Raw genomic sequence first — 24,252 nt, 5'->3', positions numbered from 1 at the left:
CGAGAGGTTACTTTCGACGTGCCATACCGCTATAGAGCGGCCTCGCCGTGCGCGGCTCGGCGCGTCTGTTCTCTCGCGATGTGAGGAGCACGGACACGAGTTGAAACGTGACGAGAACGGGCACCACGTAAGCGACCGCGACCATCAATGACCCGCGCAGGACGAACACGACGTAGAACGACAGATAGCATCCCAGCGCTCGCCGAAGGGGTATCGGCGATTCGACCAACGCGTCGGCGCGGCGCGAGAAATAACCCAGCAAGAAACCATAAGCTACGACGCCCGCCCACGAAAAATCGAAATAGCCTTCGGCAGGCAACGGCGCGGAAAGGTTTAGAAACCACATGCTGTAATTTCGCTGCAGATATTCGCCCACCAGAATCGCGGTCGCCAGAGGCTTGTCGGGCCAGACAGCGTGTGGAACGAAAAACAACAGGGAGCCCGCGAGCTGCCTGCCCGCATTGATTCCTTCCCGACTCACCATTTCCACAATGGCTTCCGTATTGGCCCACGCGTCATAGGTCGTGGATGCGAAGTGCTCCTCGAAGAAGCTCTCTATCGTGGCCCAAGAAAGCGGCCACTTATCGATTCTGCTGTTCGTGAACAACTCGGAAAATGGAAAAAACAGTCCGCTCAAAACGAAGATTGCCCAGAACACTCGGGATGGACTCTTGAGGTGCCGCTGAAACGCCAATGCGAGCAGCGTCAGATAGATGGGACCGAGTGCGTTTCGCTTTTCCGTCAGCGGATTCTGGCAAATGAGTAGCAAGACGAACGCGAAAAGCGCGAGCGCAATCCACACCAGTCCGATTCGACGAGGACGATGCAACACGATAAGAATGAACACGGGCACGATCAGAAAGAAAAGCACCTTCGCGCGAATCATGTCCAAAGGGGTGACGTCGATTCCGTCCAGATCGCCGGCCTGCAGTTGGCTGGCAAAATTGAATGCGCTCATCGCAGCCACGACGCAGATCGCCAGAGCCGGAATAAGCGCCGCATAACGGATCGCCAATGGTTCCGAAGCGCGGGCCGTCGACGCTTGAATCGTGCGCGGAAGAAGATGTCGCGCGCCAAGGTAAGTGACAATGAAAACGATAAATATGAGATTCGCATGCAGCGCCGAAGTGTCGTCGAAGGGCATCGTATTCACGAGCACTTGCGCGTCATGCGCCAACTGAAGAGCCGGTGCGAGTATCAGGAAAGTTATCTCGAACACCACGACAGATGCGTCCGCAAACGACGGCTTGCTGCCGAACAAGTGCATGCCGAGGTGAAAGAGGACCACGCCAAGCAAGAGAACGTGAGACACGAGCATCAGCGGGCTATGCCCGGGACTCATCCCCAGGGTATAGAACTCGGCCGCGAACAAGAAGATACCCAATGCAAGATATGAAACCACGTTCGCCGGACTTTTCATGTGGCCGCCATGTCGTTTGTTGAGCGCGCTACTGGCTGCATACCAGACTTACGGGCGAGCGCGCCGATCCTCCGCCGATGTATAACGGGTCCTGCGCCGCGCCTACCGAGACGATCGATGTGGTCGACGTTACCTGTGCGACTGTGGCTCCATTGCGGATAATGGCGAAGCTCGGTACGCCGGAGACCGCCGGAACACGGAATACGTTCAAGCCCGCCACGCCATTCGACGTGTGGTCCGTTCCGCCGGAGGTTATCCGCAAGACAGCGGGCGCGGTCAGGAAGGCGACCATTTCGATGTCGTTGACGACTGAGCCCACGCCTTCTTCGACCATCGCGGTCTCCGGCGTCGAAGACCGGCCCGGCGTAAAGATCTGCCTGCGATGAAAGTAGAGAATGCTATCCCGAACGATCGGCGGCGGATTTCCGGTCTTGGCCCATTCGATGTAGTAAGCCGCGAGATCATAGAAGGCATACTGCGTACCGACAGAGGGCGAGACGTGAGTCGATTCCGAGTAGTCGTTCCAGGTGACGAGCTGCACGTAGGTTGGATCTCGCGACGTCACCTGAGACCACTGCGCCCGAAAGAGTGCGGAATTCTGCGCTTCCCAGAACACCGAGTCTTTTGGCCGTGAATCCTGAGGCGCGACGGGCGTCATGATATCTGCACCGAACGATTCGAGATTTGTAAGCGCCTGATCTTCCCAACCGCCTTTATCGGTCGATTCCGGCACCGTTCGAACGCCCCAGAACGAAAAGGAATTCGTGATTGTGCGAAAGTCGGCGGATTTGGCGGGATCGAGGAGAATGGGAATCAACGTGACGTTCACGCCTGCAGCCGCAGCTCCGCGAATCACATCCGACCAGAAATTCTGGCTGACGTTCTCCGCGTAGAACGGCGCAATTGCAAGGCTTCCGTCGGCCATTCGATACGCGTTCTTCTGTCCTGCAATGACACGTATGGCCGCGACCATATCCGACACACTGACACCATCGAGCGCCGCCATATCCGGTTCGGCCAGAATCTTGAAGTCGGGCGCGACATGCTGTGCAACGGAATAGACCCGCATCACGTCGTCCCATAGCGAGCCGCTGTTGATTTGCAGAAGGTCTACGCCGAAGCCGTCTATGTCAATCTTCCTCGCGCGCAGTATCTCCACGGCCAGGGCGCGCTGCTTATAGACGTTAGTGGTGTAACGGGCCAAAGGTAAGGGCCGGTCGCGCAGATAGCCGCCAACGCTCGCGTATTTGCTTCCTTCACCGGAGCGATTCAGATACTCCGTGCAATAGTAATCGGAACGTGCCGGAAGGTTATCGATAGAGAGAGGAAATGGAGTGAAGTAATGAGCAAATACAATAGGTCGACGCCCGGTTCCTATGAGCGCAGTGCTTATCGTGAAAGGCAATGCCGATGCCGGTGATTCCGTATCGACGATCGACTGTGCGTTTTTCTGCAAGGCGGTCCATTGGGCGCTGGTAAGATCGGCGGCGCGCGTCGAAGTCGACGCCACGGAGACCACCGAGGCCAGCGCAAAGACCGCTACAGCGCGACGGGATCCGTCATGACACCCGCGGGCTGCGGCGGCCCGGCCGACGCTACACATTTGCAGATCGTTCATGTCTCGTGAAGTCCCGATGGACGAGGCGCGATGCCGTCGCGAATCGCCTCGCGTTGCGTGGTCAGTGAAGCGCCGCCGAAGGCGCTCGGCGAAGCGCGCGAGTTGCCGGCCGTCGAAGACGACTCGGCGCCGACGACGGGGGCGGCTGTCAGCGCGTTATGTTTTCTGCGGCCCAGGGTATTAAGCACGGCCCCGGTTACCCGAACGCCGATCGATTCGAACGCCTCGACGCAAGCTGCCAGATCGGCGATTCTCGATAAATTCGCTCGCGCGACAATGAACACACAACCCGCCTGCCGCGCCATGACGAGCGTCTCGGCCGCGCTGAGCACCGGCGCAGCGTCAAGGATGACGAACTGGTAACGCTCGCCAACCGATGTCAGCGATTTTCGTAGTGTATCCCTCGAAAGGCTGGAAGGTACTCCGTCCGTTCGCACTCCGCTCGGCAATAAGTCGAAGTCACCTGCGGAGCCGATTCGAACGACCTCGTCGAACGTGCTGCGCCCGGAGATAACATCCGATAGCCCGGGCGCAGATCCGGCGTTTCGCCTCTTGGATAAGCGTCCCGCGCGCGCGTCGGCATCGATCAAGAGCACGCGCGCGCCGCTCTGAGCAAGTTGAGCCGCGACTTGCTCCGCTACGAATGATGTTCCCGTCCACGCATTGACCCCGCTAAAAACCGCAATGCGAGAACCGGACTCGAGCATCTTATGCTCGAAGATGGCAGAAAATCGACGCAGGCTCTCGATCGACGGCGCTCTGGATGTGGTATTCGCGCCTGCACGAGCAACGTCGATACCTTGGCGATACGATGCGGCCCCTGCTACGTTTCCGAACGCGCCACTCACAAACACAGGCAAACCCGTGCGCCGCTCGATATCATCGGGACCGTCGATTTTGCCCGACCATGCTTTTCTCGCGAGCGCGAGCAGAATTCCCAGAAAAGCGCCGCCAACAATTCCGAGCACAACAATGAGCAATCGCCGTGGCTTTATCGGATCTTCAGGAAGCGTGGCGTCGTCGATCAGTCGTACTTCATTCACCCGGCCGGCCTTGATGAAGCGTAACTGCTGCATGTTCGCCAGCAAGCCTGCGTAGAGTTGATTGTTGACGCTGATATCGCGTGAAAGCCGAAGCGCCTGTTGCTCGAGTTCCGGCAACATTCGCGCTTCGGCTTCCAATTGCGTGGCACGCGCGCTCAGTGTAGTGATTTGCCGATCCACCGCAAGCACCGTGCTGTCGTCTTTCGTGAACCTTCGCAGAAGTTCCTGCCGTTGCACTTGGAGATCCGTCATCTTGGCCTGCACGTCGGCCAGCTGTCTGATGACGACGTTCGCTTGCTCGCTAAGATTGACTGAGCCCGTCTCGTTCTTGAACCGGCTGAACCGGTCCTCCGATTTCTCTATCTGACCCTTCAGTATCGGCAGTTCCGTGCTCAACGCCTCCATCGATTTCTGTGCGTCGGCGCTTCTTCTCGCCTCTTCACTCGCGACATAGGTCGTGCCGATTGCATGAAGTATGTTTCGAATGAAAACCGGATCGGTGCCTTCCAGGGATGCGCTAACGATATTCGATTCTTTCCCTCGCTCCGTGACGCTCAGTCTTTCCTGAAGCTTTTCGACCACTGCCGATCGCGATAGCCGCCGAAGATCGAAAACCTGACCGGCACCTCCAGGAAGCGCATCGATCTTCAACGCGATCGCACCGCGCTCCGTCTCGAAGTTTTCCAATGTCGATACGTTGCCCTTAAAAGTCTCCCCGTCGGGGGTTAAAAGACGATAGTGTCCGTTGCCTTCCGACACTACTTCCAGTGCCTTCTTGCGCAGGCTTTCGGGCACTTCTGCAATCGAAGCCAAACCCGGTTGAACGCCGCCTACCTCGGCCTCGCCGGTGATTCTGCGCCACGCCGCGCCTAACTTCGATTGCGCGCGAGTCCAGATATCGCGACGCGGAGCGAGCGAGATGTCCAAATGCATCGGTGCGATAGCTGATTCCAGCACGCTGCGCGACGTGATCTTCTGGACTTCGGCTGCAGCGCGAGGCTTCACCGCGAACAGTGACGACACATCTTCGAGCGAGCTTCTGCCCGACGATTCGGGAGGCTCCTGAACCTGCAGCAATATGCTTGTTTGATAGATCGGCGTTGCGAGGATCGCGTACTCGCACGCGACGCTGCCAACGATTACGGTCGTCCCGACGATAACCTTATAGTTGCGCTTCAGAAACCGTATATACGATTCCGTGACCGTTTCCGCGCTATCGCCACGTGGCAAGGCAACGTCGTCTGCGAAGTCCTTAGTCATCTGTAGCGCTCCGGCAATCGTCAGAAAAGAATGCTCGTATAGCCGATCCAATACTCCACCCGCTCCGACAGCCTTGAATGTAGCCAGCCCGCCACTGCGCCGGCTTGCTTGACCGAATGTGGCAAGACATTGGCGCGAACGGCATCGTGGTTGAAGACGTTACTGCGCTTTCCTGCCGGTCGTTCGCTTATGCGGAAGTCGCACCTTTGTCGTCGAACACGCTCAGATGCGCGAATATGCGCTTTCTGAACAGGAACAGGTACACGCAGTAGTCAGACACCAGGCTTGCGATCACCGTCGACCACACCACCCAGGCGACGTCATGGAATGTGGACACGAGCCAGAATTTGAGCGACAAGGCGAGCGCACAACTCACACACACCGCGACCAGTTGTGATTTCAGCTCGCCGACGCCGTTTAGAAAGATGCCGAACGCATTGCCGAACGCATCGACTACCGACATGACCGCAACCGCGCAGAGCAGCGCGACGGGAATACTAAGGTGGTTGCCGACCCACTTGCTCAGAAGCCACGAGGAGGCGGCGAATATCGATCCGCTGGTCACGATGGCGATCGCACCGGTGCCGAGCATCGACAGCTTTAACGTCATCGACAGGAAATTCGTGTCGCCCCTCGCCTTCGCATCGGCATAGAGGCCCCACAGCGGCACCGTCAGCATCGAGATCCCGACAGTAAGGAACTGGAACAGACGCTGTGCGACGGCGAGCTTCGCGACTTCCGTCACGCCCAATAACTTTGCGACGATGAGCGCGTCGAAGCCGCTTGCGCACATGACGCCGACCTGCAGTCCGAAAAACAACGATCCCATGCTGAGGATCTTCTTCGAATCAGTCCACATCGTCGAGTGCGCCCCACCCGAAATCAAGCCGAGCAATCCTTGTCGATTCAATCGCACAACGAGACACGACGACATGCAGATCTGAATGCCATAGGTGACGAACAAGAGCCACGGAATGGATGCTTGACGCAGACAACACCAATACAAGAGCGGCAGCGATATCAGATAACCGATCGAGCTGACGATATGCTGTTCCCAGCCTCTTTGAAGGCCATGACATACACGCTTCACTCCACCGAGAGGAATGTTCAGGCAGGTTAGAACGAGAAAGAGCGTCGCGGCCACCAGCGTTTCATCAGCGGCGTCAGCGCTATGGCCGAAGACGAGGCGCAAGTCGAATATGTGGAGCGCAGCGTACAAACAGATTCCGCAAATCGCGCCGACAGTGCCGAGCAGCCATACCCCATGTGTGATCAGCTCACGAATGCGCCGAGCATCTTCATTCGCTCGCGCCCCTGCAACGAGATTGAGAAGCGCATTGCCTATGCCGAAGTCGAGCATGGCGAGCGTTGCGGCGAGACTCGAGAACGTCATCCATACGCCGAAACGTTGTTGGCCCAGATACGGCAGCGTCCACGAGACGGACGCAATCAGGACAATGAACGCCAGGCCGGAACTGCAGACGTTGCACGCGATCGTAAGCGCAGCTCGCCGATATCGATCCCTGTCGCGTCCTTCCGATCTGCCGACGCCGAATGGCAACATTTCGAACAGACGCGAGGACATCGCGAAGAGGGCACGGCGCGAGGCGGCCAAAGGTGGTGGCATCGCTCAGGCTCTGTCGAGCATCGCAAGCACGCATTCGATCTTCGTCACGTCCATGCCTCTCCCCGGTGGTTTCACGCCCGACGCGATCCTGCGGAAATTGGCTGCTCGCGGCACATGTCGACCCGTGAACCACCTTCGCACGTGCACGAAGCATAGGAGCGCACGTCTGGCCGATGACGGAGTTGACGGAATATGCCATGAGGTTGGCCGAATCGGGTCGATGTGTCGGGAGAGCGCTCAGACCTCGCCCTGTCTCGGCCAATTCCTTGCCGACATCCACCTTGCATCGGTCAATGAGCTGTGCGCGACTAGTATGGCCTGTTGACGATCCACCGCGTGCCGTGTCGGCTTGACACGCGACTTACGACCGGAGAATCAAATGGCAAGCTTGCCTTTCGACGCCGCAGAACCAGGTCTCAATGAAGAGGCGATCGAGCACTCGTCGCCTGACATTTCCGTTCGAGCTGGCTTATCGTGGAGCCAGACGGAGAAGGCGCTCTTCACTCGCGAATTCCTTTCTGTCAATCCCGAACAGGTAGTCGCAGAGCTGAATCAAAAAGGATACTTTGCGTTTCCTTCCGCCCTTGCACCAGCGGCCATCGAACGCATAGAACAGGATTCGACTGCAACGAAGCTGGGCCTGAACGTCAACAAGGTCGCCGGTGTATTCTGGGAGAAGCAATACTATCTGACGAACCTGCTCGCCGTGTCGAAGACCTTCTACGACTTCGCGACCTCATCATTTGTTTTCAGGGTCTGCGAAGGATATCTGGGCGACAAGTTCAGACTCAAGGCGCTGAGATACTACGAAACGTACGGCGGGCACCACATGCAGTGGCATACCGACAACAAGACCGACAAAGCCTTCGCTCATATTCCCGGAATCATCTTTATCTTCTATGTCTCCGATGTCGACGACGGCGAGTTCCAGTACATCGAGGGCTCGCATCTCTGGTCCGGAGAGAAGGCGTATAGCGACTACACGGATGAGTTCATCGCGGATAACCTCGCGTCGGACGTCAAGAGCTTCAAGATGCCGCGCGGATCGCTCGTCATTTACAACACCTACGGCATTCATCGAGCGAGACCCGTAACCGACAAGAACTTCGTCAGGAAAAGCGTGTTCTTCCAGGTCGACAGTGAAATACAGAAGTCCGAGCCGATCATCGTGAACACGGAATTCATTTCCGAAGTCAACGAACGAACGTCGATGTTCCTCGGATTCGGACAGCCCTCGGAGTATGACGTCTTTCCAAAGACCTCGATGAACACTGCGCCGCTCGATCGAACGATGATGTCCGTGCTGGGCGAATATCTTTTCTTCCGCTTGACACGCGCGGGATTCGCTAAGCTGCCTCGGGGTCTGCAACCGCTGATCCGCAGGTTAGCCGGAAAATGAACCGACTCTGCGATCAAAGGCCCGCTGGCCGCGAAGCCAGCGGGCCCGGTCGACACTCGCACGTGCGCGCTTATTCGTGATGTTCCAGCGCACGGTATCCGGCTAGGGTTATCAGAGCATCGCGCTTCGCTATCTGATAATCGGACTGCACCATTTCCTTGACGAGCGCTGGAAAAGTCACCGTTGGCGCCCAACCGAGTTTCGCGTGAGCATTCGACGGATCGCCCAGCAGGGTCTCTACTTCCGTCGGCCTGAAGTAGCGAGGATCGACACGCACAATCACGGTCCCTGGCGCGACACGGCATTCCTTGCTGGTGATCCGCTCCACGATCGCGACCTCGTCGACACCGCTGCCCTCGAAGCGCAGAACGATACCGAGCTCCGCGGCAGCAAGTTGCACGAATTCCCTCACACTGTATTGCACGCCGGACGCGATCACGAAGTCCTCCGGCTCGGGCTGTTGCAGCATGAGCCACTGCATCTGAACATAATCGCGTGCGTGTCCCCAGTCGCGCATTGCGCCCAGATTGCCGAGATACAGGCAGTCCTGCGATCCGATTGCGATGCGAGCAATCGCGCGCGTGATCTTACGCGTGACGAACGTCTCTCCACGAACCGGCGATTCGTGGTTGAACAGAATGCCGTTGCACGCATAGATGCCATAAGCCTCGCGATAGTTCACCGTGATCCAGTACGCGTACAGCTTCGCAACGGCATACGGGCTTCGCGGATAAAAAGGCGTGGTTTCCCGCTGGGGTATTTCCCGGACCAGCCCATATAACTCGGATGTCGATGCCTGATAAAAGCGAGCGCTTTTCTCGAGACCCAATATGCGCATCGCTTCCAGTATTCGCAGAGCGCCCAGACCGTCCGCGTTGGCCGTGTATTCGGGTTCCTCGAACGAGACCGCTACGTGACTTTGCGCGGCGAGATTGTAGATCTCGTCCGGTTGAACGCGCTGGATGATACGCAGGATGCTCGAAGAATCGGTGAGATCGCCGTGATGCAAATGAAACCTTCGCTGCGCTACGTGATCATCTTCGTAAAGATGGTCGATACGGTCGGTGTTGAAGAGCGATGAACGGCGTTTGACGCCATGCACCTCATATCCTTTATCGAGCAGGAATTGAGCGAGATAGGAACCATCCTGACCGGTTATTCCGGTAACAAGCGCGACCTTATTCGGCATCGTTTCTTCTCCTCTTATGCCAAGTCACATGCGAACAACAATCTCAGGGTCTTGATGCCGCTTTCTTCAACGCCGTAACTCACGACCGCGGTTCGAATCGAACCTTGTCGTGATCGCCCATGTAAGGCCCTTGTTTCACTTCGATGAAGGCCGCGTCCTCGAGCATTTCGAAGCCGTGACCGCCCGCGGACAGCAATATGACGTCTCCGGGCCCAAGTGTCCGGCTCGTCACATAGTGCAGGTTCGCACCATAAAGATCGACGCGAACGCGTCCTCTTTTGATCAGCAGAACTTCTTGCGTCAGCTTTACTTCACGCGCCATGATGTTATGCACATGCGCGCATATCTTCGTTCCGGCGGCATGCTCCATATGCGCGAGTTGCTGCGAGTATTCGCGCGGCGTGAAAAAATTCACGCCTTCTCTCGAGAAGGAAGCACGGATGATAAGAGCAAGTGTGACGCCGTCGTGAGCGATGATATCGACGCTTTCTTCAACCCCAATGTCCTGCTCGGCCGAAAATACCCTCATGATGTGTCCCGACTGGAGAATGTCCGACATGGACGCGCTTTGAAACGCGTAGCAGAGGCCAGAACGCGCATCGTCCGTAACTGAAGATTAGCGCCCGTTGTGATTCGTCTCTCGTCAAGTGACGGAATCTGGCAAGGTGTTGACCGATTCGCGTCGCGGCTCCACCCTTTCTCGTCATATAAGTCGCGCATGCGAAGGTCGCGCGCACGAACGCACGTATCTTGCCTCGATCATTAGGCGCGGCCGTCACTCATCAGCGAAATATATTTCCTGGCCGCGCGAGATACATGAAAGCGGTCGTCGAAGCACTGCCTCGCAGCTGATCTCATCGCATCCTTTTCATGCTCCGGCAAGCTCGTCCATTGCATGAGCAACCGAGTGATGCCGGGCAGCGTATCCACATCGACGAGGCCCGCTCGGTCCGCCACGACTTCCTGCCAGATTCCGACCTTGTCGGTCAGTAGCACCGGCACGCCGCATGCGAGCGCCTCGGCCACCACGACGCCGAAGTTCTCCTGATGCGAAGGTAAGACCATGACGTCCGCCGCCCGCAACAAGGACCACTTGTCCGCGCCCGTCACCATATCGATCCAGGTGATTTTCCTGGCAAGCCCGAGTTGTTCGACTTCACGACGCAGCTTCGCCGCGACGCCGTTGTTGTCAGGCCCCGCGATAACTAGTTGATAATCGTTCGCGGCGTCTCGCAGATCGTGAAAGGCGCGAATCAACAGGTCGCAGCCTTTCTTTTCATGGAGCCGCCCTAGAAACAACATCAACTTCTTGTCATTCGAATGCCCCGACGCGCGCCACTTTATAACCTCTGCCTTTTCGATCAAAGGTGGCGGCACGGTGCCGATCGTCATGGTGTTTTCCTTGGCGCGATATAGCGGGAATGCTTTGCGCGCCAGGGTTCGCTCGCTATCCGTAGTGAAAAGAACGCCTTTCGCGTTGCTCAGGACGTGTCGTTCAACGAATAACCAATAGACAAGCTTCTTCGCGAACTTCAGTGGATGGCCTATGTTGAACCATGGATCCAGCATTCCGTGCGGCATGACGAAGTATGGAATCTTCCGCGGACGCAGCGAAAACACGGCCGCCGCGCTATGAAACTGCCAAATGCCATCCACGACAATCGCGTCATATTGGCTGCCGTGCTCGATCAGCCAGCGAACGAGGCGGAAGTTGAACGAGTATTTCCCTGCATGGTGTCCAAGGCGGACCACTCGATCGAACACAGCGTCATCTGACGTGTCGGCATGGGCCGAAGGATCGAGACAGACGATATCGACCGTGTGTCCAAACAGCCGCAGTTCTGCAGCGAGCTTCTTGATTGCCTCCGCCGGACCGCCACTCCTTGCCTCGATAGACGGAATGATGTGGAGCGTTTTCAAAGACGTTCTCCAGTGAGCCAGGACGCATGCGGGAGCGGCAATGTTCGTCGACACCTTTCGACAGCCTCGTGCAACGCCCCGGAAAGGCATCGTAGCGCCGCGGATGCCCGGCAAGGTCCGTTGGCGGAAATCATCAAGCTTTTGGCCGGGCGTCCGCGTGCTGAGTCCGCGGCGATAGCGGGCGCGGTCTCACTCATCGGTCAGCCAACGTCTTGCCGTCATCCGTCATAACGGGTCGCGCGGATATACGGCAGGCTATCGTTAGACCAGCCCACGATAGACGATCCGATATTGATCGTGTCGCTGTGAACGCAACATGTCCTTTCTTCTGCGGGGAACTCAAGATATGTTGTTCAAGAGAGCCGCTTCGAGCACTACCTATCAAAGTGATCTGGCAGTTCCCCGATTCGCCCATCGCCGCGTTGAAACTCGTGAACATGCGAGCGGCGCGGATGTCACCGGCATCGGCTTTCATGTCCGGCCGATCCGGATGGTGGTCTTTATCGAACTGGACAATTCAGTAGGCGGAGGATTTCAGCAAGCGACGAACGCTGCGCTTCTGGCCAAGCGCCTGCCGCCCGAACTCTGTAACGTGACCTTCATCACGACGCGCAGGTCCGCGATCGAAGAACTGCATCGGAATGGAATCGATGCTCGCTATCTTCGCGTTCACCGCTGCCAAAAGCTGCTTGCGCGTTTCCATGTCATGTGGCGCCTGCTCAATCCGCCTCAACTATTCAGAAAGCACGTGTACTTCAATTGGCTCGACCGGTCTTTACGGGAAATGGGCGCGGACCTCGTCTACTTCACGGGTCCGTCCTATCTGGCTCTCGTGACTGCACAATTCAGCTATCTCTTTACGGTCTGGGATCTGGCGCACCGCGATGAAGTGGACTTTCCTGAAGTTCGCTGTGGCGGCGAGTTCGAGCGCCGCGAGCAGATCTATCAACTTGCGCTGAAGAAAGCGACCGGTGTCGTAGTCGATTCAGAAGCGGGACGCGATAACGTGATCCGACGATATGCCGTCGATGAGGAACGAGTTCATGTGATTCCCTTTTCTCCTGCGATTGGAACGCAGTTGCGCGAGCATGAGCTTGATCATCCGGATCGCTTTATCGACATCAAGGCAAAGTATGGCCTGGATTGCGACTACGTCTACTATCCCGCCCAGTTCTGGCCGCATAAGAACCATGTCTATCTATTGCGGGGATTGCGCAGCCTGGAGGATCGCTTCGGGATCAGGGTCGGCGCCATATTCTCTGGGCGCGACTTCGGCAACCTGGCTCATGTACGCTCAGTGGCCGATGAGCTCAGGCTGGCGGACCGAATCCGCTTTGCAGGCTTCGTGTCCGATATCGAAGTGACCTGCCTCTATCGTCAGGCGGTCGCATTGGTGATGCCCACGTATTTCGGTCCCACGAACCTGCCGCCCTACGAGGCGTTTCAGCTTCGCGTGCCCGTGCTGTATTCCGACCTGAAGAACCTGCGAGACCAGATTGACGACGCGGGGCTTCTCATCGATCTTGTGAACCCGGACAGCATGGCCGATGCACTTCGTGAGCTCATCATCGACCCCGACCTGAGAATGCGGCTGATCCAGCGAGGCAAGCAGCGCATCGAATCCTTGACGGACGACCGCAGGCTGTCGGTGCTTCGTCATGCACTGGAGACGTTTCGAGTGCGCCGTATGTGCTGGCAGCCCTCTCCGAAGATGTCCCGGATTGGCGACAGTTAAGTCGATCTGTCCGCACCGCCAATACCTGAAACGTGCAACGACTGCTGGGAGAGCTTCCAAATGGCGTCAGAACTCCTCACCGACAATGCGGTGTCGAACGCGGAAACCCTTGTCCACGACGTCAAGGACGAGCACCCTGCCAATCGCGTCATCGATCTGAGCCGAGCAGGAAAGGGCAACTATGAGAAGGCGCGATCGACGCTCATCGAAGCACTATGGTTTGTTGTCGAAGCCTGCGTCATCAATAACAAGCTCAACCCGTTTTCGAATGTGCGAGTCGCGTTACTCCGTCTCTTCGGCGCGAAGATAGGCGTCGGTTGCCGCTTCCTGCAACAGCTTCGCGTGAAAGCACCGTGGAATCTCGAAGTGGGCGATCACTCATGGTTCGGCGCCGATGTGTGGATCTATAACCAGGCGCCCATCCGCGTCGGATCGCATGTGTGCATTTCACAAGGCACGTTCCTCACAGCCGGCTCGCACGCAATGAGCACGACGATGAATCTGAGCGTTGCACCGATCGTCATTGAAGACGGCGTGTGGATCACGGCGAATTGTGTCGTGCAAATGGGCGTGACCATCGGCCGTTCGGCGGTCGTTACACCGCTTTCCGTCGTACATCGTTCGCTCGAGCCCGAAGGCGTTTATGGCGGCAACCCATGCCGCTTCATTCGCAAGCGCTTCGATTGAAAGTCAGCGCGTTCGGCGCGCCGATTTTTCAGTTTCAACCACATTGGGTGGCTCGATGAAAGTGCTGATGATCTCGCTCAACTACGCCCCGGAAGTAACCGGGGTTGGAAAGTATTCTGCCGAGCTGGCGGAATGGCTCGCATTGCGCGGACATACGGTACGCGTAATCACCGCTTCTCCGTATTATCCGGAATGGCGCGTTCGCGCCGGCTATAACTCGCACACATACGTGACGGAACAGCTCAACAATGTTTCGGTGATACGCGTGCCCTTCTGGTGCCCGAAACGCCCTTCGGGCTTGAAGCGCATATTGCATCTGATGAGCTTCGCACTCTTCTCCATTCCCGCCGCGGCAGTGCAAATCGCGTGGCGTCCGCAAGCCGTATGGCTCGTCGAGCCGCCCTTGTTCGCGTCGCCCATGGCGCTGTTGGCAGCGCGCATCGCGAGTGCATCGTTCTGGCTTCACGTACAGGACTACGAGGTCGATGCCGCTTTCCGGCTTGGAATCCTGAAGGGCCGTGCGGCGAAGAAGCTCGCATCGTCCGCTGAAAAATGGCTGATGTCTCGCGCCGACGTGGTCTCCACACCTTCAGCCGCGATGACACGACTGGCGGTGCAAAAAGGCGTCCTATGCGAGAACGCTTTTACATTTCCGAATTGGGTCGACATGCAGCATGCACAATCGGACAGCGCGGACAACTCGTATCGCGCGCAACTCGCTCTCGGTCGCGGCGTGCAGGTCGTACTCTATTCCGGCAATCTCGGGCTCAAGCAAGGTCTGGAAGTTATCGCGGATGCGGCAAAGCTTCTCGCGTGGCGCGAGGACATCATGTTCGTGATCTGCGGTGCCGGGCCCGCAAGATCGTTCCTGCTCGATAAGGCCCGCGACTTACCCAATGTCAAATTCCTCGATTTGCAGCCTAAAGAGCGCTTCCACGAACTGCTCGCGCTCGCGGACATGCATGTTCTGCCGCAACGCGCCGATGCCGCCGATCTCGTCATGCCATCGAAGCTCGGCGCCATGCTGTCGAGCAATCGGCCGGTTATCGCCACGGCGAATGAAGGCACCGAGCTATGGGACGTCGTGAATTCCGTCGGCCTCGCGGTCGAACCCGAGTCTCCAACTGCATTGACTAAAGCCATACTTCGTCTCGCCAATGACCGCTCGCTTCGTGAGCGTCTTGGTGCGCTCGGCCGACAATACGCGGCATCGAATCTCGCCAAGGAATCGATCCTTCTGCAATTCGAGGCGCGTCTGCGTAGTTCGGTCAAGGCCAAACGAGGTGTCGGCGATCAGGCGCCGACAACCTGAGCGCTTCGCTCTCAGCGCTTATTCCGGCTTCGTGCGCGAAATTCGGTTGGGGACATCGAGAATTCCTTGCGGAATAGCTTCGACAGTCTCTCTCCGTTGCTGAGGCCCGTTCGACGGGCGATCTTGTCGACCGGAAGATCGCTATTTTCGAGCAGCTTGCAAGTGAGATCGAGCCGCGCGCGAAGCAGATATTTCGAAGGCGTGACGCCGATCTCGCGCTTGAACAGACGCAGGAAGTTGCGCTCGCTCATCGAAGACATGCGCGCTGCATCGACGACGGATATCGCCTTTGCGCAGTTCAGCACGAGCCAACGCGCCGCCGCGCGCGCCTTCTCGGCCAGCGTCGTGTCATACATCTCTTCGAACGCCGCCTCGAGCGACAATCCTCCGCCCGATTCGAGACGGTCCGCGACACGCATAGCCAGATCGGCGCCCAAGTCCTTCTTGACGAATGCAAGCGATGTCATCAATGCCTGATCGCGTTCATGCTCTGATAGGGTTTTGGTCGCCGAACTGGGCGGAATATCCTGCTTCATCGAAGGCCAGTCCCGCGGCGTAACGCCCGCGGCCGACAAGAGCATGTGCGCGTTTCCCATCGCGGTAATGGTGACGCTCTTCCCGCTCGCGCGTCTCAGGAGCTCCATAAGATTGTCGTCCGAGGACGCGCGTGCCACGCCGCTGCCTCCTGCGACGAAAAGGTTATCGAGACTATCGAATTTTCCTCCGGCGAGTTGGTCCGTCCACACAGACATGGAAGAAGAACACGAGACCGTACCCCCGCGAGCCGATACCAGATTCACGCGATATTTCAAAGAATGATTCGCTGCTTCGGATTGCAACTCGTTCGCCACATGCAGCGCTTCGGCGAGGGTGCCTGCGGCCAGCAAAGAGAAACCATCGTATAAAACAATGCCGATGTGCTTGATTACCGTCGAATCATGCATCGCATACGCGCAGTCGCCAGCGACGGACGTAGCTTCGAGGACGTCAGTTGAGGTTGACATCGCGGAGCCTCCAATTCGTTGCGTTAGTGTTATTCCTTCCGAACGAGCGTGTCGACTGTGGGCGTCGTTTAACTTTTGGGAGTCACCAGGCGTTCTCACAGACGCAGGTTACAGGTAAGAAAAAATTGCGTCGAGGCAACGATAAAAATAGACATCCATATGAAAAAACTTCTTAATCGCTCGCGGCGTTGAACGGATACGCACGTTCGTATGGACAGACGGCATAGTCGTGGACGGTACATTTGCAAACGCCGGCGTGATCGCACTCGCAATCGTTTGCTTTCGTAGCGTTTCGCGAAGTTAGGTGAAGAAGCGTTTTCGCGCAGTGCCGAGCAATACAAAAACGGGCGCGAATTCGCGCCCGCCTCTCGCCGGAAGTATCTTTACGGATGCAGCAGAACCAAAAGCTATCCCGCGTTGCGTTCAAATCATATGTTATGACGAGCATGCGTCGATTGATTCGCCAAAGGCTAATGCGACGTTTCGCCATAAGTTCTCCATGAGCAAGGAGCCAATTCGCATCACGCGCGGTCATGCATGCCGGCATTGGCGCGTTTGATTCTTTTCTGCGAATCGGCGGCAGATGGCATCGGCAATGAACTAAAGCGCTGGCGTATTACGGACTACTCCGGCGTGCCACGCGCCTCGCAGGAACTCGGGAACCGTGCGCTCTCCTGCCTGATCCGTTCGCAATGCCTTGACCAATGGACGAGGTTATCCATCGCGTGACTCATCACTTCGATAGTTCCGTGATGTTCTTCGAAGGAGATTGTCAGAGCGACGTGCGAGGCAGATAGCCGCTCGGCTTGCCCTGCAATCTGCGGCTCACCTTGAGCGCGAACAACACAGGCTTCGTGATGTGCGGACGAAGGATGGCATGCTTGCGCACATACTTAGGAACGTACCACTGAGATCGCGTGCCCGCGTAAAACAATGCGGCGTGTCCCGCGCGCAGCGTGCGCGGTTCCTGACCTTCGGCGGTAATGATGACTTCGCCTTCGATCACATAGATGGTCTCGTCTTGCTCGAAGTACCAGTTGAAGCGGCCGGCGGTGCAATCCCAGACCCACGAGGAGGTCGTCGTGTCGAGACTTTGCGACCATCTGCCACTGCGGGCGACAGGATTGCCTTCGAGTATCCATGCGGGGTCGATCGGATCTGGTTCGAGCAACACATCGTCTAGACGTACGGACTCGAAAACGGGAGTTGGCATGAAGTCTCCTTATGGTGCGGCTTGATCGGTCATCGAAAGAGCGGGAGAGAGTCTGCGCTCGCTCATTCAGCAATCTGGCTCCGTCAAGGTTTCGGCGCCTTGCGCATTTACAGACAAAGAGGCAAGGAAAACGTTCATCATTAACATTACATTCTGTAATGTTTGGCAATCTTATACAGCACGCCGGAATTGCGCAAACGAAAAGCCGGTGTTTTGTATGAGCCAACGCACATACATAATTCTTGAATCCTAGCCTCGATCTAAGGCTGGTTTGATAGCTCGCGCGGGTGAGGTGATCGAACGCGAGAACGGCAGTCGCCGAAGTTATCGAGCGATTGCCGTTCTGCCTTTGATTGACGTGTAGATGCTTCTGATCGCCGCCGATCGATCGACGGAGGGCATTTCAATGATGATCGAAGCAGAACTTTGGCGGGCTTCATAGATACTCCGTTTGAATGTATGGAATCAGCAAACTGCAAGCACATCTTACGAAAGCAGAGTTAGCTGGGGAATTATCCAATTCAGCCGAAGTGTTGACGCACGCACAGCCGGAAGTTAGCGATGTCCATGCCGCTTGATGAACTCCATCAAGGCGGCAAAGGCAGGGGGTATGGAAGGATCGGCGGCCTGAAGGTGAAGCGTATCGTCGCCATCGACATGGATCCGATAGGTGCGGCCGTCCGGAACAGGTTTCGTTGCGCGTGGTCTCGATGCGCTCGCCTCGGCACGCGCCGCCACGACGAGATGCGCGAATGCAACGCCATCGTCGGGCGAAAGATCCTTCTCGTCGAGAACGATCGGCCGTGCAAGTCCGGGAAAGGCAGCTAACCCGCCATCGGTCGTCAGCTCCGCGTGCATTGAAGGCTCCCACGACGATTGATGTGAAGCGCAGCCCGCGCACACCAGCGCCGCGCCCGACAACAGGAGCGCGGCGAAGATGCGAGCGCGCGCACGATCACAATACACCGACTTCGTGCCATCCCTTCTTGACCGCCGATGCCTCCGCGCTGCTCGCGCCATATAGCCTGCTCGCCGTAGTTAGCGTCAGCTTCGCGAATGTCTTGAAGGTCGCGGTCGGCTTGAGGTGCGAGTCGGTCAGCGTCTCATACCAGATTCGCCCCGCCTTCTCCCAAGCATATCCGCCGATTTCAAGAGCGGTCATGCAGAACGCCTTGTTTGGAATGCCTGAGTTGATATGCACGCCGCCGTTGTCCTGCGTCGTGCGAACGTACTCGCTCATGTCGGCGGGCTGCGGATCCTTTCCGAGCCTCGGATCGTCGTAGGCTGTGCCGGGATTCTTCATCGAGCGAAGCGCGACGCCATTGACGCCCTTCGCGAGCAATCCCTCGCCGATAAGCCAGTCCGCCTTGTCCGCCGTCTGCTTGTGCGCGTATTGCTTGATAAGCGAGCCGAACACATCGGATATCGACTCGTTCAGCGCGCCCGCCTGCGTCATGTAATTCAGGCCGGCGGTATGTTCGGTCACGCCATGCGTCAATTCGTGACCGATGACATCCAGTGCAATGGTGAAGCGGTTGAAGAGCTCGCCGTCGCCATCGCCGAAAACCATCTGCTGCGAGTTCCAGAACGCGTTGTCATAGTCCTTGCCGAAATGGACGGTGCCGATGAGCGGCATGCCCGCATCGTCGATCGAATTGCGATGAAACACCTCCAGATAGAACTCGAAGGTCGCACCGAGACCGTCATAGGCTTCGTTGGCGGCATCGTCTTTTACGGGCTTTGCGCCTTCGGTACGAATGACCGTGCCGGGCAACGTTTCAGTTTCGTCGGCCGTGTAGATCGTGCGATGCGCGGAAGGCGCGGCGGCAGTGGGCATCGGCGCTGCGCGCCGGACTGCGAGCGTGGCCTCCACGGCACGGAAGGACCGCATCGTGTGATCCTTCGACAGCGTGTCGATGGCGATCTCGCGCTGCTTCGCGTCGCCATGCTTCGCGATGTGCTCCAGCATGTGCGGCGGCAGAATGCAATAGATGGAGTGAGGGCGTCCGGGTTTCAGGCGAGTGCACATGATCGTCTCCTTGGCGAATCGAATCGATGGATTGAGCGCGGCCACGACGAAAATCTAGACGATGCCTCCGAATAGTCAATAGATGCCCTTCTACCATTGCCAAGCGTTATGTCGATCCTCGCGAACCGCTTCATTCCGGCTTCCCGTTCATGTAGATCTCCTTAGCTTTTTTTCGTGCCAAGAGACGCGAATGTGCGATAGCGAACATTGCATCGACGTCTAGACGTCCGGTCTCGTGCATGCATGGCGGTATACCCCATGCATGCGGCAAAACATCACTTTGTTGTCCAGCGCACCGAAGGCCAGAAACGAAAGGAGGTTAAATCTTGCAAAACGTGCAATGAGAACCTCAACAAATGCGCGACCTAAATAAAACATCGAGCGGCCCAGGGATTCAGTGCGTTGCCAATATCGCTTCTTACCGAAGCGAGCGCCTATGCGTCGGTAATTTTGGAAGTGGGGCCGACGCATGACGCCGATCGTCTTCGGAGGCCGCTTCGGGTGGCTTCACGTCGGCCATGGAAGCCACGGCGTCGTGCTATGCAACCCATTCGGGCATGAGGAAGCGTGGGGCCACAAGGCCATGCGCTATCTGGCCGAAGAGCTTTCCCGACGCGGTATTCCGGTCTTGCGCTTCGACTATCTGGCGACCGGCGATTCAGTCGGCATCGATCATGAGAGCGATCGGGTCGATCACTTCATCGCGGATATCGGCGCGGCTATCGAACGTTTGCGACAGGAAACGGGCGTAACGAAAGTCACGCTGTGCGGCTTGCGTCTGGGCGGCACACTGGCTGCGCTGGCATCGCATCATCCGCTGGTGGATTCGCTCGCGCTCCTCGCGCCCGTGGTCAACGGACGCCACTATCTGCGCGAACTCACCGCGCTGCGACAGACGTGGGTCGAAAATCTTCCCGTCGTCGTGAGAGCGGTGCAGGTCGATTCGCCATATCACGTGCTCGGTCAGGTTTATAGCGAAGCGTTTCGCAGCCGCCTGAGCGGGCTCGATCTCGGCAAGGCGATGAGTCATCAGTCCGCTCTGCCCAAGCGCGTGTTCGTGGCCGACTTGCGGCCGGGCGCGAGCCGGTCGCTATGCAACGTATTGCTCGATCGAGGCGTCGACGTGCAGACGGAAGCCTTCGACGACTACTTCGAATTCATGCAGGAGACTGCATCGTCGGTCTTGCCCGAGAAGACGCTCAAGCGCGCCGCGCAATGGATCGAGGAGGGCGTGGCCGAAGGCATGGCCCGCGATCTCAAGCCGGCCCGCGCGAGAAAGGCAGCGCGCCCGAGCATGAGCGACGATGCGATCATCGAAACGCCGGAAGCGATCGAGCGCCCGGTGATCTTCGGCGCTGCAGGACTCTTCGGCATCTTGTGCGAGCCGCGCGACGGACTGCCGGGCGGCCCTGTGATCGTCATCACGAATACGGCGGGCAGCGTGCATCAAGGCGACAGCCGGCTGTCCGTCCGCATGGCGCGGGAGATGGCACAACGCGGCATCGCATCGTTGCGCTTCGATGCGCGTGGCATCGGCGACAGTCCCGCACGTTCGCCGGATGGCACGCACGACACGGTTGCGTCGATTCATGCGCAAACCACGATCGAGGATGTCGCGACCGCAGCTGCATGGCTCAAACGCAAGGGCTACGATAACGTCGTTGTGTTCGGCATCTGCTCGGGTGCATATAGCGCGTTGCGCGCGTCGCTGATCGAGCCGGCTATCGGCGCTGTCATCGCCGTGAATCTGCAGCGCTTCCATGTACCTGAGCATCTGACGCTGCAAGAGCTCAGAGCGCAGCGGCGCAACACGATGGCGCGTCTCGGACCCGCGATCCTGAAGCCGCAAAAATGGTGGCTCGTGCTGAGCGGCAAGCGCGGACTCAAGCCGATCCTGAAAGCTTTCGCATCGAATGCGGCGGCGCGGCTGCAATCGCAGATGCCCGGTGTGACGCGCAAGAAGGTCGTTCAGGCCGATCACGGTTCGCTCACGGATCCGCACAGCATCGTCCATGCGCTCGAACGCAAAGGCGTGCGCACGCTGCTCGTGTACGGCGCAGGCGACGAAGGTCTCGATCAACTGAACGCGCATTTCGGCAGGCACGGCAAGAAGCTGTCTCGAACGACGCGCGTCCGGGCCGCCGTGTGCGGCGACGTCGATCACGCGCTCTACGACACGCGCGCGCTCGCCACCGTGATCGCGATGTCCGACACCTTCATCAAGGATCTGAAGCCGGAAAGCGCGCCGGCCATGGAACCCATTGCGCCGCTCGGTGTTTCTCCGCAGCTCTAAGCTGATCTTCATGTCATCGACTCTGATACGGGACGCGGCTCGTCCGCGCACGCGCGTCCCGTATCGTTGACCACGCTGTTCGTCGGAATCCGACAAGTCCCCGCCCTCTGTTTCTCTGCGGCCCACACTTCGGCCTCGCCTATTGCAGATGGTTTCGGCGCGCAAATCGCGCTTCCACCCCGCAATCCCTTTCCTATCAGGCCGGCGAGTTAACCGAACAGATCCTCTAGTAGCCGCTGGCACAGCCCTCGCATATATAGCTGCGAGCGCAACGATTGGTGCTCATCCAACCAACCAAGTCAGGAGCTACATCATGTTGAAGATCGACAACCTCGCTGTCAGCAAAGAACTCGGCCGTGCTGAAATGGGCGCCATCGTCGGCGGTTCCAGCATCTTCCAGAACAACGGCATCAACGCCAACGTCAACGGCGGCTTCTCCTTCGCCAGCCCGCAAACGAACGTCGCGCCCGTCACGCAAGTCGATGCCTCGCAACACACCGACGTCGACGTGAAGAACATCACCAAGTCGCTCGCTTCGGTCGGCAGCCTGCTTGGCGGCGTCGCACTCTGATTCCCCATCTCATCGCAATCATCCACGCATCCGGAGAACCATCATGTTGAAGATCGAATCCCTCGCAGTCAGCAAAGAACTCGACCGTGAAGAAATGGGCGCTATCGTCGGCGGCTCCAGCATCTTCCAGAACAACGGCGTCAACGCCAATGTCAACGGCGGCTTCTCGTTCGCCAGCCCGCAGACCAACGTCGCGCCCGTCACGCAAGTCGATGCGTCGCAACATATCGACGTCGACGTGAAGAACATCACGAAGTCGCTCACCACGGTCGGCAGCGAAATTCTCGGCGCGAAGCTGTAAGCATCATCCCTCGAAGGGAGAAGGAACCGACGACGTTTCCTTCTCCCTCTCGTCATTGTTCCGAAGGCCGCACGCGCGCAATGCGCGGATTGACCAGGCCGCTCCTCTTTTGGCTTTTTTCCGCTAAGGCAATCGCCTGCAAGTGGCTTTGTCACCAGCGTTGTACGGCGCGTGCGTGTGATATGGGCTCTTTCACTGAGCCCGTCGCATTCGCATACGCGGACCGTCGGTCGTGCGCCGACATGTTCGGCGATCTGTCATCGCGCAGCCGACGAATCGATGCGCCGCTCGTTCGTGAATGATGCTGTAGATGCCCGGTGAGCCTTGCTATTCAATGGATCGGCCTAACCGGACAACATCCGGACGCTTCTGGCACAGCTCTCGCATATGGAGATGCGAGCGCAACGATTGGTGCTCGTCCAACCCAACCCGTCCCAGGAGACACATCATGCTGAAGATCGAAAACCTCGCCGTTAGCAAAGAACTCGGCCGTGCTGAAATGGGCGCCATCGTCGGCGGCGCGAGCATCTTCCAGAACAACGGCATCAACGCCAACTACAACGGCGGCTTCTCGTTCGCCAGCCCGCAGACCAACGTCGCGCCCGTCACGCAAGTCGATGCTTCGACGCACACCAACGTCGACCTGACGAACGTGACGAAGACGCTTGATTCCGTCGGCAGCCTGATCGTGGGCGGAAAGCTGTAAGGCATCGTCTACAAGGGGAGAAGGGACAACGCTGCTTCCTTCTCCTTGCTTCTCTTCGCTGTACTCCCTTCCTGCCTGTTCTTCCTTCCCCAAGTTGCGCCCCAACGCTCGATGCGAGCGCTGTTCGTCTTTTTCATCGATACTTCGTATTCCATAGTTTCGTCTCTCTTCTTGCGGCGTGAAACGTGTCGCGTGTCTTATTACCTTGCGTGTTCGCCGGCTCCAGACATGTTTCGAGTATCTGTCTTTGGACGGCCGACAGCCGGCGACCATTAGCGACCTGGACTGCGCGTAGAGATCTGCTTTGATTACCTCGATTTTGTATGTCGATCAATGACTTGCATTAACCGAACAGATCCTCTAGTAGCCGCTGGCACAGCCCTCGCATATGTAGCTGCGAGCGCAACGATTGGTGCTCATCCAACCAACCAAGTCAGGAGCTACGTCATGTTGAAGATCGACAACCTCGCTGTCAGCAAAGAACTCGGCCGTGCTGAAATGGGCGCCATCGTCGGCGGTTCCAGCATCTTCCAGAACAACGGCATCAACGCCAACGTCAACGGCGGCTTCTCCTTCGCCAGCCCGCAAACGAACGTCGCGCCCGTCACGCAAGTCGATGCCTCGCAACACACCGACGTCGACGTGAAGAACATCACCAAGTCGCTCGCTTCGGTCGGCAGCCTGCTTGGCGGCGTCGCACTCTGATTCCCCATCTCATCGCAATCATCCACGCATCCGGAGAACCATCATGTTGAAGATCGAATCCCTCGCAGTCAGCAAAGAACTCGACCGTGAAGAAATGGGCGCTATCGTCGGCGGCTCCAGCATCTTCCAGAACAACGGCGTCAACGCCAATGTCAACGGCGGCTTCTCGTTCGCCAGCCCGCAGACCAACGTCGCGCCCGTCACGCAAGTCGATGCGTCG

The 24,252-nt window shown here is 57.9% G+C and carries 20 protein-coding genes; 9 read left to right on the top strand and 11 right to left on the bottom strand.

The window, feature by feature from the left end:
• Positions 1–7: 7 nt before the first annotated feature.
• The 4 genes from NCT05_RS29690 to NCT05_RS29675 all read right to left on the bottom strand — a co-directional run bounded on the left by NCT05_RS29690 (position 8) and on the right by NCT05_RS29675 (position 6,701).
• Positions 8–1,420 (bottom strand): hypothetical protein, encoded by a 1,413-nt coding sequence (locus tag NCT05_RS29690; RefSeq protein WP_250503838.1) that lies wholly within the window; start codon positions 1,418–1,420, stop codon positions 8–10.
• A 28-nt stretch (positions 1,421–1,448) separates the two neighbouring features.
• On the bottom strand, positions 1,449–3,038 hold the full coding sequence (locus tag NCT05_RS29685) for an endo-1,3-alpha-glucanase family glycosylhydrolase (protein ID WP_250503837.1): 1,590 nt from the start codon (positions 3,036–3,038) through the stop codon (positions 1,449–1,451).
• On the bottom strand, positions 3,035–5,341 hold the full coding sequence (locus NCT05_RS29680) for a GNVR domain-containing protein (protein WP_250503836.1): 2,307 nt from the start codon (positions 5,339–5,341) through the stop codon (positions 3,035–3,037). Before NCT05_RS29680 ends, NCT05_RS29685 begins: the two co-directional genes overlap by 4 nt.
• A gap of 187 nt (positions 5,342–5,528) precedes the next feature.
• The gene (locus tag NCT05_RS29675; RefSeq protein ID WP_250503835.1) at positions 5,529–6,701 is read right to left on the bottom strand and encodes a lipopolysaccharide biosynthesis protein; all 1,173 of its coding nucleotides are present in this window, start codon (positions 6,699–6,701) and stop codon (positions 5,529–5,531) included.
• Positions 6,702–7,347: 646 nt separating this feature from the next.
• Here NCT05_RS29675 and NCT05_RS29670 point away from each other — a divergent pair.
• On the top strand, positions 7,348–8,367 hold the full coding sequence (locus NCT05_RS29670; protein WP_250503834.1) for a phytanoyl-CoA dioxygenase family protein: 1,020 nt from the start codon (positions 7,348–7,350) through the stop codon (positions 8,365–8,367).
• Between the two features lie 70 nt (positions 8,368–8,437).
• On the opposite strand, the gene gmd is transcribed toward NCT05_RS29670, so the two are convergent.
• From gmd to NCT05_RS29655, 3 genes are all read right to left on the bottom strand, one after another.
• Positions 8,438–9,556 carry a GDP-mannose 4,6-dehydratase gene (gene gmd / locus NCT05_RS29665; protein WP_175980257.1) on the bottom strand — a complete coding sequence of 373 codons (1,119 nt, stop codon included), beginning with the start codon at positions 9,554–9,556 and terminating at the stop codon, positions 8,438–8,440.
• 79 nt (positions 9,557–9,635) lie between these two features.
• A complete protein-coding gene (locus NCT05_RS29660) occupies positions 9,636–10,115 on the bottom strand; it encodes a cupin domain-containing protein (RefSeq protein WP_175980258.1) in 480 nt (159 codons plus the stop codon).
• A gap of 203 nt (positions 10,116–10,318) precedes the next feature.
• A complete protein-coding gene (locus tag NCT05_RS29655) occupies positions 10,319–11,476 on the bottom strand; it encodes a glycosyltransferase (RefSeq protein ID WP_250503833.1) in 1,158 nt (385 codons plus the stop codon).
• A 316-nt stretch (positions 11,477–11,792) separates the two neighbouring features.
• Between NCT05_RS29655 and NCT05_RS29650 the strand changes: the two genes are divergently transcribed.
• From NCT05_RS29650 to NCT05_RS29640, 3 genes are read left to right on the top strand one after another with little or no spacing between them, the layout of a single operon-like run.
• Positions 11,793–13,211, top strand: a complete 1,419-nt coding sequence (locus tag NCT05_RS29650; RefSeq protein ID WP_250503832.1) for a glycosyltransferase family 4 protein — start codon at positions 11,793–11,795, stop codon at positions 13,209–13,211.
• Positions 13,212–13,271: 60 nt separating this feature from the next.
• Positions 13,272–13,898: a DapH/DapD/GlmU-related protein gene (locus tag NCT05_RS29645; protein WP_175980260.1), complete on the top strand. Its 627-nt coding sequence runs from the start codon at positions 13,272–13,274 to the stop codon at positions 13,896–13,898.
• A gap of 55 nt (positions 13,899–13,953) precedes the next feature.
• Positions 13,954–15,210 carry a glycosyltransferase WbuB gene (locus tag NCT05_RS29640; RefSeq protein WP_175980261.1) on the top strand — a complete coding sequence of 419 codons (1,257 nt, stop codon included), beginning with the start codon at positions 13,954–13,956 and terminating at the stop codon, positions 15,208–15,210.
• Between the two features lie 11 nt (positions 15,211–15,221).
• On the opposite strand, the gene NCT05_RS29635 is transcribed toward NCT05_RS29640, so the two are convergent.
• The 4 genes from NCT05_RS29635 to NCT05_RS29620 form a co-directional block, all read right to left on the bottom strand.
• On the bottom strand, positions 15,222–16,313 hold the full coding sequence (locus tag NCT05_RS29635; RefSeq protein WP_239295291.1) for a GlxA family transcriptional regulator: 1,092 nt from the start codon (positions 16,311–16,313) through the stop codon (positions 15,222–15,224).
• A gap of 673 nt (positions 16,314–16,986) precedes the next feature.
• A complete protein-coding gene (locus NCT05_RS29630; protein WP_033536022.1) occupies positions 16,987–17,427 on the bottom strand; it encodes a cupin domain-containing protein in 441 nt (146 codons plus the stop codon).
• A 555-nt stretch (positions 17,428–17,982) separates the two neighbouring features.
• Positions 17,983–18,285 (bottom strand): protealysin inhibitor emfourin, encoded by a 303-nt coding sequence (locus tag NCT05_RS29625; protein WP_033536023.1) that lies wholly within the window; start codon positions 18,283–18,285, stop codon positions 17,983–17,985.
• Between the two features lie 97 nt (positions 18,286–18,382).
• Positions 18,383–19,456 (bottom strand): M4 family metallopeptidase, encoded by a 1,074-nt coding sequence (locus NCT05_RS29620; protein ID WP_033536051.1) that lies wholly within the window; start codon positions 19,454–19,456, stop codon positions 18,383–18,385.
• Between the two features lie 469 nt (positions 19,457–19,925).
• On the opposite strand from NCT05_RS29620, the gene NCT05_RS29615 reads away from it, so the two are divergent.
• The 5 genes from NCT05_RS29615 (at position 19,926) to NCT05_RS29595 (ending at position 24,032) form a co-directional block, all read left to right on the top strand.
• Complete coding sequence (locus tag NCT05_RS29615) at positions 19,926–21,749, top strand: alpha/beta fold hydrolase (RefSeq protein WP_250503831.1); 1,824 nt, start codon at positions 19,926–19,928, stop codon at positions 21,747–21,749.
• 313 nt (positions 21,750–22,062) lie between these two features.
• On the top strand, positions 22,063–22,320 hold the full coding sequence (locus NCT05_RS29610) for a hypothetical protein (protein WP_008346270.1): 258 nt from the start codon (positions 22,063–22,065) through the stop codon (positions 22,318–22,320).
• A 43-nt stretch (positions 22,321–22,363) separates the two neighbouring features.
• Entirely contained in the window at positions 22,364–22,621 is a 258-nt protein-coding gene (locus NCT05_RS29605; protein ID WP_008346268.1) for a hypothetical protein, read from the top strand.
• A 448-nt stretch (positions 22,622–23,069) separates the two neighbouring features.
• Complete coding sequence (locus NCT05_RS29600; RefSeq protein ID WP_008346266.1) at positions 23,070–23,327, top strand: hypothetical protein; 258 nt, start codon at positions 23,070–23,072, stop codon at positions 23,325–23,327.
• A 447-nt stretch (positions 23,328–23,774) separates the two neighbouring features.
• Positions 23,775–24,032 carry a hypothetical protein gene (locus tag NCT05_RS29595; RefSeq protein ID WP_008346270.1) on the top strand — a complete coding sequence of 86 codons (258 nt, stop codon included), beginning with the start codon at positions 23,775–23,777 and terminating at the stop codon, positions 24,030–24,032.
• Positions 24,033–24,252: the final 220 nt, after the last annotated feature.

This window comes from Caballeronia sp. AZ7_KS35 (assembly GCF_023631045.1).
Classification (GTDB): domain Bacteria; phylum Pseudomonadota; class Gammaproteobacteria; order Burkholderiales; family Burkholderiaceae; genus Caballeronia; species Caballeronia zhejiangensis.
Note: the sequence above shows the minus strand (reverse complement) of the source record. Positions and strands in the feature narration are given on the sequence as shown.